Genomic DNA, 12,422 nt, shown 5'->3' on the forward strand with positions numbered 1-12,422 from the left:
AAAATTTTTTTTCTTTTTCTTAACCGCAAAGTTTTTCACAACGCAGACAATGAAATCATGAATTGTAAATGATGAATGACTTTTCACTTTTAACTTTGTTACTATGAAACTTTGCTACTTTTTACTTCTGCTTAGCTCTTACATCACGCAATTGCAATTGCAAACTCACTGTTCCGTTCCATTCATTTTCTTCTAAAACATAAACGGCCTCAAAAGGATTTCTGTTTTTTACAACATCTATTTTAGCTCCAAGTCCAAAACCAATCGCATTAAAATTTGGGGAATTATTTTGTTTTACAAAAGCTTTTAAATGTTCGGCATCGTTACCCAAAGTTTTAGCATAACCTGAATCTATAATATTTTTCGACAAAAAAACTGGTGTCATATTTTCTGGACCGAAAGGTTCGAATTGTTTTAGAATGCGCATAAATTTTTCATCAAAATCTGAGAAATTCATTTCTAAATCTACTGAAATTTCAGGAATTAATAAATCGGGAGGAATGGTTTTTTTAACTTCATTTTCAAAAGCCGCTTTGAAATTTTCGTAATTTTCCTCTTTCAACGTCATTCCGGCAGCATACATATGTCCTCCAAATTGTTCCAAATGTTCGGCACACGCTTCTAACGCATTGTATACATCAAAATCTTTTACCGAGCGTGCCGAAGCAGCTAATTTATCGCCGCTTTTAGTAAAAACAATTGTCGGTCTATAATACTTTTCAACTAATCGAGATGCCACAATTCCGATGACACCTTTGTGCCAATTTTCTTGATACACAACCGTTGAAAATCGGTTTTGTTCCTTATTTTCTTCGATTTGAAGCAAGGCTTCTTTGGTAATTTGTTTGTCCAATTCTTTCCTGTCCGAATTGTGTTGCTCAATTTCGGATGCAAATTGTTCGGCTTGTTCTAAATTGTATTCGGTTAAAAGTGCCACCGCTTCGTTACCATGTTTCACTCTTCCTGCGGCATTAATTCTTGGTGCTACGATAAAAACCACATCGGTAATTGTTAAAACTTTTTTCTTTACACTTTGAACTAAGGCTTTAATTCCTGGTCGCGGATTCGAATTAATCACTTCTAATCCAAATTTGGCTAAGACACGATTTTCGCCTGTAATTGGAACAATGTCAGCGGCAATTGCTGTTGCAACCAAATCTAAATAAGGAAGTAAATCTTCCATGGTTTGGTTGCTGTTTTCAGCTAATGCTTGAATCAATTTAAAACCTACTCCACAACCACATAATTCGTCATACGGATAGGAACAATCTTCTCGTTTTGGGTCTAAAACCGCAATGGCATCGGGTAAAATATCGCCTGGTCTGTGATGGTCGCAAATGATAAAATCGATGTTTTTTGCTTTGGCATAATTCACGTGGTCGATTGATTTTATCCCACAATCGAGTGCGATGATTAAGGAAATAGCGTTGTCTTCGGCATAATCAATCCCTAGATAGGAAATGCCATAACCTTCGTTATATCGGTCTGGAATGTACGTTGCTACATTTGGATAAAAACTTCGTAAATAACTTGAAACTAAGGAAACAGCGGTGGTTCCATCGACATCATAATCGCCAAAAACTAAAATATTTTCATTGTTTGCAATGGCTTTTTCGATTCGAGAAACGGCTTTGTCCATATCTTTCATTAGATACGGATTGTGCAAATCTTGTAAAGTGGGACGAAAAAATGTTTTAGCTTGTTCGTAAGTTTCTATTCCTCTTTGAACTAATAAAGTAGCGATGATTTCATCTACTTGAAGGGCATTTTGTAAGGCTTGTACTTTTTCTTTTTCTGGCTTTGATTTTAGATTCCAACGCATAATGATTTTGGATTTACGATTTGTGATTTACGATTTTTGGCTTATAGTATGTATAACAAAGATATAAATATTTTTAATTTTAGCCACTGATTTCTCAGATTATAAGGATTAAATCTGTGCAAATCATATAATCCTTGGCAAAAAAATAGTTTAATTCGCAATGTTTGCTTTTTACTTGACTTGTAACGCTTCGCCTTCAAAGTGAATACCATCCCATCCGAAAATCATAAAATTTCTAATATTTTGATGGTCGGAAGCGTCTGGTGCGTTTAAGACATCTTGATAAAAATCTCCGAATAATGATAACGTTTCTTCTTTGGTAAATTGTTGCAATTGAGCAAATGCAAAAATTTTACACGAACCATTATTCTCACCAGCATGGTTTATTTGATTTCCATTTTTGAAAGTCGTTGGTGTGAACGTATAGTTTTCATCAATGTAAGTGATGGTTTCTGGGAACGATTTTTTATTTAGTGGGTTTTTCATTTTTTTTCTTACTGATTATAAATACTGAACACTATTTCTTCCCTCCTACAACCACAACAATTTCGCCTTTTACCGGTTTTGCTTCAAAGTGTTTTAAAACTTCTTCAGCTGTTCCTCGGATGGTTTCTTCGTGTAATTTTGAAATTTCTCTCGAAACAGAAACGGGTCTGTCTGCACCGAAATATTGAATAAATTCGGCTAACGTTTTTAGTAATTTATGTGGAGAAACGTATAAAATCATGGTGCGTGTTTCTTCAGCTAAAGCCAAATAACGTGTTTGTCTTCCTTTTTTATCGGGCAAGAAACCTTCAAAAATAAATTTATCATTCGGCAAACCACTATTCACCAAAGCGGGCACAAAAGCGGTTGCTCCTGGCAAACAATCTACTTCAATTCCGTTTTCTACACAAGCGCGTGTTAATAAAAATCCAGGATCAGAAATGGCTGGCGTTCCGGCATCGGAAATTAATGCAATCGTTTCACCACCTTTTATTCGAGCAATTACATTTTCTACGGTTTTGTGTTCGTTGTGCATGTGGTGACTGTGCATGTGAGTAGCAATCTCGAAATGTTTTAGTAATTTTCCGCTGGTTCGTGTGTCTTCGGCTAAAATTAAATCGGCTTCTTTAAGCACACGAATGGCACGAAACGTCATGTCGTCTAAATTGCCAATTGGCGTAGGAACTATATATAATTTACTCATTTAAAACAATTTAAAACACGAATTTCAAAAATTTTCACAAATTATTTTCTGTGTTCATTTATTTAAATTTATTTTCTACAATTTCTAAAAATCGCACTTCAAATTCTTCTTTATTTTCCCAATTATTATAATCCGGTTTTACAAAATCTAACACAAAAGATTTTGCTTCGTCCCAATTTGTAAAGGTGTTTAATTGAGATAATACCCTGTTTAAATCGTCTCCGTTTCCTGCAAATAAATTTTTCTCAAAAGCAATTTTATCATTCAATCCTAAAACTATAGCTTTTCCATTTACAACTGGAGTTTCTTCTATGCTTTCTTCCGCTATTTCAACTTCGGGCGTTGCTTCTGAAACTGACGCTACTTCATTACTTATTTCTTCCCCTTTCTCTTGAATAATTTCGGCTTCTACTGTTGTTTCAAAAACATCAGAAGTTGCCTCATTTGTAGTTTCTTTTTTCTCAAAAAATGTATCTTGATAATCGTGAACTAAAATATCTTCCATAGAAATTTGTTTAGTCACTTTTGTGCCAATAATTTCAGGATTTGATGTTAATTCTTTCTTTTTTATTTTTGTTTCAATTACTTCGTCAATTTGAGTTTCTTCAACTGGTGCTTCTTCAATACTTTCGGATTTTATTTCTTCTTTTACATTTTCTGCAATGTCGCTTGAAGGGAAAAGTTCGTGAGAAATTTCATTTTTTTCAAAAAGCTCTTCTTCAATTTGTGCTATTTGTTCTTTGGAAGCCATTTCTACAAAAACTTCCTCTTCATCAACAACTTCAATAGTACCTACTATAATTTTCGCAACTTTTTCTTCAAACAATTCTTCTGAAAATTCTTCATTTACTAAAGCCGTATTCGCTTCATAAAATTTTAAAAGTGTTAATTGCTCATACAATTTTTTAACTTCTTCAAGTAATTGAATGGTTTCTGTATGATTTTTAAGCTTTAATAAACGGTGCGCTATGCTAATTAATTCGCCTTCAATTTTTTTCTTCATAACTTTTTGTTTGTGTTGAACTTTTATAGCGTTGATTTTTATATTTTTGTTATTATTACAAAGGTAAAAGAAATTATGTGTATAAATTCTTGTAGAAAGTATTTTTACAATTTTTTTTTCAACATAAATGTACACATATTTTTATACCTTTATCTTGAAGTTAATTAATTTAGATTAAAAAATGTTTTTAGAAAATACGGTAAATCAGGAAGAACAATTTGGTTGGATAGAAGTTATTTGTGGCTCTATGTTTTCAGGTAAAACAGAAGAATTAATTAGACGATTAAAACGCGCACAATTTGCCAAACAAAAAGTGGAGATTTTTAAACCTACTGTGGATACCCGATATGATGATGAAATGGTGGTGTCGCACAACAAAAATGAAATTCGTTCTACTCCAGTTCCGGCAGCAGAAAACATTAGAATTTTAGCACAAGGTTGTGATGTTGTAGGTATTGATGAAGCCCAGTTTTTTGACGATGAAATAATTACAATTTGTAATGATTTAGCCAACAGTGGCATTAGAGTAATTGTAGCCGGATTAGATATGGATTTCAAAGGCAATCCTTTTGGGCCCATGCCGGCACTTATGGCAACTGCCGAATACGTTACCAAAGTGCATGCCGTGTGCACCAGAACTGGAAATTTAGCCAATTATAGTTTTAGAAAATCGGAAGATAAAAAATTAGTAATGCTTGGTGAAACGGAAGAATACGAACCTTTAAGTAGAGCCGCTTATTATAAAGCAATGCGTGAAGAAAAACAAAAGTAAATTCAACACGAATTTCAGCAATTTGCACTAACAAATTCATAATAATGGTAGTAAAATCTAACATATTACACGAAGCCAATATAAACTTCTCTACTTCTAAGATAGAATTTGAGCATGTTTCTATTGACAGTCGTAGTTTACAAAACGGAAATACCTCTTTATTTTTTTGTTTGAAAGGCCAAAATAATGATGCACATATTTTTATTGAAAGTTTAATTGAAAAAGGTGTCCAACATTTTGTAGTGGAATATATTCCCGAAAATGTGAAAGGAAAAGCTCATTTTTGTATAGTAGAAAACACTACCGCCGCTTTACAAAATTTAGCAAAAGCATATAAAAATCAATTTCAAATAGAAACTATCGGAATTACAGGAAGTAATGGAAAAACCATTGTAAAAGAATGGTTGAATTTTCTTTTAAGTCCAGATTTTTCTGTTGTTAGAAGTCCAAAAAGCTATAATTCGCAAGTTGGTGTTCCACTATCTGTTTTTGGAATTAATGAGAATCATACGCTAGGTATTTTTGAGGCTGGAATTTCTTTAAAAGGCGAAATGCAACATTTAGCCGAAATCATTCAGCCGAATATTGGAATTTTTACCCATTTAGGTCCCGCACATCAAGAAGGGTTTACTACAGTTGAAGAAAAAATAATCGAAAAATGCCAGTTATTTTCAAAAGCTGAAGTACTAATTTTAGAGAAAAATGATTGGATTGAAAAGCACCTAACAATACCAACATTTACTTGGAGTTTTGAAGACAACAAAGCCACTGTTTTTATACTTTCTTCCGTTAAAAACAACCTAAAAACTACTTTAGAAATTCAATATAAAAACGAAGTTTTTAAAATTTCACTTCCGTTTACAGATGCTATTTCTATAGAAAATGCTATTACTTGCATTTGTACTTTATTATATTTAAAAGTATCTATTTCAACCATTTCAGAAAGAATTTCAAAATTATATAATATTGAAATTCGACTTCAAGCCAAAACAGGAATTAATAATTGTTTGTTAATTGATGATAGTTTTTCAAGCGATTATCAGTCGTTAAAAATGGCGTTAGACTTTTTAGAGCAACAAAAACTGCATCAGAAAAAAACCATTATTTTATCTGATATTTTTCAAAGTGGTTTGAATTTAAATGAACTTTATAGTAATGTAATCAAATTATTACAACAAAATAATATTGCACAAATTATTACCATCGGAGAAACCATTGGAAAGTATTTTCAAGATGTGCAAAATGTGATTTCTTTTGCAAACACACAGGCGTTTTTACAGCAATTTAATACCGATTCGTTTAAAAACGAAACCATATTAATTAAAGGTGCCAGAAGTTTTAATTTTGATGAAATTGTAGTTTTATTAGAAGAAAAAAATCACGAAACGGTTTTAGAAATAAACCTAGATGCGTTAACTCTAAACTATAATTTCTACAAACAAAAACTACAAAACACGACCAAAATTATGGTTATGGTGAAAGCTTTTGGTTATGGAAATGGCGGCTATGAAATTGCTAAACAACTGGAACATTTAAAAGTTGGCTATTTGGGCGTGGCTTTCGCCGATGAAGGAATCGCATTGCGAAAAGCAGGAATTACCACACCAATTATGGTATTAAATCCTGAAATTAGTAGCTATAAAGCTATGATAGCTTATAATTTAGAGCCTGAAATGTACTCTGTTTCTGGTTTAACTTCCTTTATTGAATTGGCAAAAGAAAAAAACCTCAACGGATATCCTATTCATTTAAAAATGGATACCGGAATGCATCGCTTAGGTTTTGAAAAATCGGAAGTTGCTGCATTAATTGCGTTACTTAAACACAATAATTTTGTGAAAGTAACCAGTATTTTTTCGCATTTAGCCGCTTCAGACAATTTTGATTTTAAAGCGTTTACATTACAACAAATTCAACTATTTGAGTCTTTAGTTTCTGAACTTTCTGCAGCTTTGAACATTCAACCTATTCGACATATTTTAAACACTTCTGGAATTTTTAATTTCCCAGAATATCAATTTGAAATGGTACGATTGGGCATTGGGATTTATGGCGTAGGCAATTCGGAAGAAGAGCAAATTTCGTTAGAAAATGTTAGTGTTTTAAAAAGTATTATTTCGCAAATAAGTACTGTCAATGAAAATGAAAGTATTGGTTACAGTAGAAAATTTGTAGTGCAAAAACAAATGAAAATTGCAACCATTCCTATCGGTTATGCAGACGGAATTAGACGTGCTTGGGGAAATGAAAAAGGGTATGTGATGATTCATAACCAAAAAGCTACCATTTTAGGCAATATTTGTATGGACATGTTGATGGTGGATGTAACTTCTATTCCTTGTGAAGAACGAGATGAAGTAATAATTTTTGGCGAAAACCCACATGTACAAGAAATAGCAAGCGTTTGCGATACCATACCGTATGAAATTTTAACCAGTATTTCGCAACGAGTAAAAAGAATTTTCTATAAAAATTAAACCTACTCTTTTAGTTTTTTTATAACTTCGTGTAACCAAATTTAACGCATATGAAAATTATTTCCGAATTTAAAGATTTTATTGCGAAAGGCAATGTAATGGATTTAGCTGTTGGAGTTATCATTGGAGGTGCTTTCGGTGGAATTGTAAAATCACTTGTTGATGATGTCATTACACCTGCTATACTAAACCCTGCCTTAAAAGCAGCAAACGTAGCCGATTTAGCACTTTTAAAAACGGATGGCGGTATTTTATACGGTAAGTTTTTAGCAGCTGTTATTGGATTTTTAGTGATTTCTTTTGTGATTTTTTTATTAGTAAAATCACTTAATAAAATTAAAAAAGCCGAAGAAGAAATTCCAACACCTTCTGGACCTACACAAGAAGAACTTCTAACGCAAATTAGAGATTTATTAAAAAAATAAACTTAACATAACATAAAAAAAGCTGTTTCTCTCGAAACAGCTTTTTTTTATTGCAAACTAAAAATTAATTAATAATAGCAGTTGTTTTTCTATCTCGCAACCAATATTTCACTCGTTTTACCAAGTAGAACATCACGGGAACCATAACAAGTGTTAACACAGTAGCATAGGTTAATCCGAAGATAATGGTCCATGCTAAAGGTCCCCAGAAAATTACGTTATCACCACCCATATATAAGTGCGGATTAAATTCTGTAATTAAAGCAAAGAAATCAAAATTCAATCCAATAGCTAACGGAATTAATCCTAAAATGGCGGTTAATGCCGTTAATAATACAGGTCTTAAACGGTTTTTACCCGATTCGATGATGATGTCTTTTATTTCTTCTAATGATAGATCGTCATGACTTTTTAGGTTGTTATCGGCCACTTTCTTATCTAATAATAAGACGAAAAAGTCCATTAATACAATTCCGTTTTTCACTACAATTCCGGCTAACGAAATAATTCCCATCATCGTCATTAAGATAACGAAATCCATATTAGCAATTACATATCCGTAGAAAACACCACTAAAACTCAATAAAACCGTAAATAAAATTACCATAGTTTTAGAAACCGAATTAAACTGTAATACAATAATAATCGTAATTCCGGCTAACGCTAAAAATAGGGCGTACATTAAGAAACTTTGGTTTTTCCCTTGTTCTTCTTGAACTCCAGAAAACGAATAACTCACCGTTTTTGGAAATTTATATGATTTTAATTCCGATTCAATTTGTTTCGTAATTTCATCACCATTATAACCTGTCAACACATTTGAATACACCGTCATAATACGTTTCTGGTTTTTTCTTTTGATTTGATTGTATGTGGTGGTTTTATTGGTTTCCGAAACGGCAGAAATTGGCACTTGCATCATTTGTCCGTTATTCTGATTTCGGAACGTTAAAGATTGATTAAACAATACATTTTCATTTTTACGTTGGTCTTCTTGCATACGCATTGTTATGTTGTAGTCGTCATCCCCTTCTTTATAAGTTGAGATTTCTTGACCATAAACTGAACGACGCAAATTAAATCCTAATTGTCCTGTCGATACTCCTAAGCTTCCTGCGCTAACACGGTCAACTTTTACTTCTAATTCTGGACTTTCTTTGTTTACATCCACACTCAAACGCTCAATACCTGGAATGTTTTTCGAATTGATAAAAGCAATCATTTTATCCGCTTCTACTAACATTTCTTGATAATCGGTACCGGTTAATTGCACACTAATGGGATATCCAGCTGGAGGTCCATTGGCATCTTTTTCAACCGTAACGGTAGCGCCTGCAACACCTTTTACTTTCGCACGAATTTCATCTAAAACTTCAGTAGTGTTTACTCCTTGTCGAAATTTATATTCCGAGAAATTAACCGTTACTTTTCCTTTATATGGCGTTTCTGAAGCGGAACCCGCATCCACATTTGGATTTCCAGCACCTACACCCACTTGCGAAACAATGCTTTCTGCTAAGAAGTTTTTATTGGTTTTTGGATCTACATATTTATTTAAGATTTCAATTACTTGTTTTTCCACAAACAAAGTCGCCTTATTGGTTTTTGCAATATCTGTTCCTTGCGGATATTCAATATATGTAATGACTTGATTTGGAATATTATCTGGAAAAAACAATACTTTTCTTGGGAAAATTCCTAATAACATAAAAGAGAAAAATAACATCCCAATAATCGATGCTAATGCATACCAAGCTCTTTTTCCGTTTAAAATTTTAGCTAAGAAATTTTTGTACTTATTTTCCATTTTTGGAAAAAAGTTGTATTGAAAATCCTGAGTCCATTGGTATAATTTAATTTTATACAACCACATTAATCCCAAGGAAATAATAGCTAAATGCCCAATCGCTTTTGCAAACGTAGAATCGGTTAAGTGGCCTAAAAATACAAATACAATTCCAACTACACTAAAGATAATCGTATATAATTTTGCTGATTTATTAGAAACATTTCTGTCTTCTGTATCCATTGAACCACCTGTCATAGCTGCATTTACAACCATCGCTACAAATAACGAAGCCGTAAGCGTAACCGTTAAAGTGATTGGAAAATATTTCATAAATTTTCCCATCGTTCCAGGCCATAAAGCAAATGGTAAAAATGCCATTAAAGTTGTAGCTGTAGAAGAAATTACTGGCCAAGCGATTTCGCCAATTCCAATTTTTGAAGCGGATACTCTATCCATTCCTTTTTGCATGTTGGCAAATACGTTATCGACCACTACAATTCCGTCATCCACCAGCATTCCTAATCCCATTACCAATCCGAAAAGTACCATCGTATTTAAAGTTAATCCGAAAGCCGATAAAATGGTAAACGCCATCAACATCGAAAGCGGAATAGCTGCGCCAACAAAAAGAGAGTTTCGTAATCCCATCGTGAACATTAAGACAATCATTACCAATACAATTCCGAAAATAATATGGTTGGATAATTCGTCCACTTGATGTTCTACTCGAGAAGATTGATCATTTGAAAGTTCAATAGTTAAATTAGAAGGTAAATACGATTCTTTGGCTTTTTCTAATTTTTCTTTTACTTGCTCAATCGCAGAAATCATGTTTTGATTGGAACGTTTTTTTACGTTTAGCATCACCACTTCTTGCCCTTTTTCTCGAGCAAACGTTGTTTTTTCTTTTTCTTTAAAGTTTACAACTGCGATGTCTTTTAAATATACCGTTCCTCCGAAAGATTTTACAATAACGTTTTCTAATTCTTTAGGGTCTTTAATTTCACCTACAATTCGGATATTATTACGAGAACCTTGCGAAATTAAATTTCCGCCCGAAAGTGTCATGTTTTCGTATTTCACTGCATTTTGGATTTCGTCAAAAGAAACCTTAGCGGCAGTCATTTTAAAAATATCAACGGCAATTTCTACTTCTTTATCATCAACTCCTAATATATCAACTTTTTTTACTTCCGGGATTTCTTCAATATCATCTTGAAGAAATTCTCCGTATTTTTTTAGTTGTTGTGTCGTGTAATTTCCTTTTAAATTGATATTCAAAATAGGCACTTCTTCCGAAATATTTAATTCGAAAACACTTGGTTCTACTTTACTTCCATTGTCTAAATTTGGCCAATCGGTATCTGCTTTTATAACATCTACTTTGTCTTTAATTTTAGTTTTTGCCTCTTCAATGGTTACTTTATCCGCAAATTCTACAATGATCATTCCGTAATCTTGAAAGGAATTAGAGGTAATTTTCTCAACACCTGAAATGTTTTTAAACTCTTTTTCAAGGGGTTTAATAATAAGTTTTTCAACATCTTCTGCTGAGTTTCCAGGAAAAACAGATGAAATATACACCTTGTTTTCAATAATTTCTGGGAAATCTTCACGAGGCATTGTTACATAGGCAATAACACCTGTAATAACAATTAACAACGTTAAAATATATACTGTAACTCGATTGTCTACAGCCCAACTCGATATTCCGAATTCTTTGTTTTTATGTGACATTTTTGTTTGTTGTTTTTGGTTTATTGTTTATTGTTGTAATCATAATTAGGAATTACAAAAAATATACAATTAACTTTTTAAAAATTAAGCTTCATTCCGTCGGCGATGGTATTAGCACCTTCTGTAACGATAACATCATTTGCCGTTAAACCGCTCAAAATTTCGGTTACATTATCAGATGATTTTCCTACTTTTACTAGTACTTTTTTAGCTACCCCTTTTTTACCCGAGATATTAGTGGCAATAAATACAAATTTGTTATGTTCGCCGTCTTCTTGTACCACATTTGTAGGAACTATAATCGCATTTGTTAACGTGTAATCTATTATTTTAAGTTTGGCTACCTGATTTGGACGTAATAAATTGTCTGGATTAGGTACGCTTACTTCTATACCGAAACTTCTGTTACTTGGATTGATAAAATTAGCTACTTGACGTACTTTTCCTTTATACGTTTTTCCTAAAGACGTTAAGAAAACATCTACAACTGTACCCACTTTTAATTTACCAATATACGTTTCCGGAACAGTTGTAGAAACATACATGTTTGATAAATTAACAATTCGCATTAATCCTTGTGGGCTTGGAGCGACTACTTGTCCGCGTTCAACAAAAACCTCATCAATTGTTCCAGAAAATGGTGCACGAATTACGGTTTTTGCTACTTGAGCTCGCATTTGTGCAACTGATTTTTGTGCCGAAATCATTTGAGTTTGTGCTTGTAAAAACTGAATTTCCGAACCAATTTTTTTGTCCCATAGATTTTTTTGTCTTTCAAAAGTAGTTTTAGCTAAGCCATATTGATTTTCAATACTAGCTAATTGCTGACTCATTCCGGCGTCATCAACTTTACCAAGTATTTGACCTTTTGAAACACGTTGGCCGGCTTTTACATTTAAAGCCGTTAATGTTCCGCCGAATTCAGGTTGTACTAAAATATTTTCTTTTGTATCAACATTTCCTTGTATCTCTAAATAATGATTAAAAACAGTATCTTTAATCGTTAACACAGAAACCAACGCTTCTGATTCTGGTGCTTTATTACCATTAAGTAATGCGGCATCTATTTTTTCTAATTCCAACTGAATAGCCGCTTTTCTGTTTTTTAATTCGGTGATGTTTTTATCTTTAATTAAATCATCCGTTGATTTTTCTCCACAAGCTATAAGTAATAAACTGGTGGCAATAAGTACTACTTTTTTCATATC

9 protein-coding genes are annotated in these 12,422 nt (G+C 32.8%); 3 read left to right on the top strand and 6 right to left on the bottom strand.

Going from position 1 to position 12,422, the window contains the following annotated elements; translation table 11 throughout:
* Positions 1-121: 121 nt before the first annotated feature.
* The 4 genes from recJ to ABWP60_RS01750 form a co-directional block, all read right to left on the bottom strand.
* A complete protein-coding gene (gene recJ / locus ABWP60_RS01735) occupies positions 122-1,822 on the bottom strand; it encodes a single-stranded-DNA-specific exonuclease RecJ (RefSeq protein ID WP_353147607.1) in 1,701 nt (566 codons plus the stop codon).
* Between the two features lie 171 nt (positions 1,823-1,993).
* Entirely contained in the window at positions 1,994-2,308 is a 315-nt protein-coding gene (locus tag ABWP60_RS01740; RefSeq protein WP_353147610.1) for a HopJ type III effector protein, read from the bottom strand.
* Positions 2,309-2,339: 31 nt separating this feature from the next.
* A complete protein-coding gene (gene rsmI, locus ABWP60_RS01745; RefSeq protein ID WP_353147613.1) occupies positions 2,340-3,011 on the bottom strand; it encodes a 16S rRNA (cytidine(1402)-2'-O)-methyltransferase in 672 nt (223 codons plus the stop codon).
* Positions 3,012-3,069: 58 nt separating this feature from the next.
* Complete coding sequence (locus ABWP60_RS01750; protein ID WP_353147616.1) at positions 3,070-4,014, bottom strand: DUF8457 domain-containing protein; 945 nt, start codon at positions 4,012-4,014, stop codon at positions 3,070-3,072.
* 181 nt (positions 4,015-4,195) lie between these two features.
* Here ABWP60_RS01750 and ABWP60_RS01755 point away from each other — a divergent pair, with 181 nt between their 5' ends.
* Genes ABWP60_RS01755 through mscL form a run of 3 tightly spaced genes read left to right on the top strand, consistent with a single transcriptional unit; the run spans position 4,196 to position 7,688 of the window.
* Positions 4,196-4,786, top strand: a complete 591-nt coding sequence (locus ABWP60_RS01755; RefSeq protein ID WP_353147619.1) for a thymidine kinase — start codon at positions 4,196-4,198, stop codon at positions 4,784-4,786.
* Between the two features lie 44 nt (positions 4,787-4,830).
* Entirely contained in the window at positions 4,831-7,263 is a 2,433-nt protein-coding gene (locus tag ABWP60_RS01760; protein ID WP_353147622.1) for a bifunctional UDP-N-acetylmuramoyl-tripeptide:D-alanyl-D-alanine ligase/alanine racemase, read from the top strand.
* 50 nt (positions 7,264-7,313) lie between these two features.
* Positions 7,314-7,688: a large conductance mechanosensitive channel protein MscL gene (gene mscL, locus ABWP60_RS01765; RefSeq protein WP_353147625.1), complete on the top strand. Its 375-nt coding sequence runs from the start codon at positions 7,314-7,316 to the stop codon at positions 7,686-7,688.
* A gap of 64 nt (positions 7,689-7,752) precedes the next feature.
* Here the strand turns inward: mscL and ABWP60_RS01770 are convergent, their stop codons facing one another.
* Together ABWP60_RS01770 and ABWP60_RS01775 are read right to left on the bottom strand one after the other, a co-directional pair.
* The gene (locus ABWP60_RS01770; RefSeq protein WP_353147628.1) at positions 7,753-11,214 is read right to left on the bottom strand and encodes an efflux RND transporter permease subunit; all 3,462 of its coding nucleotides are present in this window, start codon (positions 11,212-11,214) and stop codon (positions 7,753-7,755) included.
* Positions 11,215-11,291: 77 nt separating this feature from the next.
* Complete coding sequence (locus tag ABWP60_RS01775; protein ID WP_353147631.1) at positions 11,292-12,419, bottom strand: efflux RND transporter periplasmic adaptor subunit; 1,128 nt, start codon at positions 12,417-12,419, stop codon at positions 11,292-11,294.
* Positions 12,420-12,422 lie beyond the last annotated feature (3 nt).

It is taken from the genome of Flavobacterium sp., from assembly GCF_040402895.1.
GTDB lineage: Bacteria > Bacteroidota > Bacteroidia > Flavobacteriales > Flavobacteriaceae > Flavobacterium.

Coding starts and splice junctions, on each gene's coding strand:
- ABWP60_RS01755 (WP_353147619.1), top strand. CDS start 4,196: ATGTTTTTAGAAAATACGGTAAATCAGGAAGAACAATTTGGTTGGATA.
- ABWP60_RS01760 (WP_353147622.1), top strand. CDS start 4,831: ATGGTAGTAAAATCTAACATATTACACGAAGCCAATATAAACTTCTCT.
- ABWP60_RS01750 (WP_353147616.1), bottom strand. CDS start 4,014: ATGAAGAAAAAAATTGAAGGCGAATTAATTAGCATAGCGCACCGTTTA.
- mscL (WP_353147625.1), top strand. CDS start 7,314: ATGAAAATTATTTCCGAATTTAAAGATTTTATTGCGAAAGGCAATGTA.
- ABWP60_RS01770 (WP_353147628.1), bottom strand. CDS start 11,214: ATGTCACATAAAAACAAAGAATTCGGAATATCGAGTTGGGCTGTAGAC.
- recJ (WP_353147607.1), bottom strand. CDS start 1,822: ATGCGTTGGAATCTAAAATCAAAGCCAGAAAAAGAAAAAGTACAAGCC.
- rsmI (WP_353147613.1), bottom strand. CDS start 3,011: ATGAGTAAATTATATATAGTTCCTACGCCAATTGGCAATTTAGACGAC.
- ABWP60_RS01740 (WP_353147610.1), bottom strand. CDS start 2,308: ATGAAAAACCCACTAAATAAAAAATCGTTCCCAGAAACCATCACTTAC.
- ABWP60_RS01775 (WP_353147631.1), bottom strand. CDS start 12,419: ATGAAAAAAGTAGTACTTATTGCCACCAGTTTATTACTTATAGCTTGT.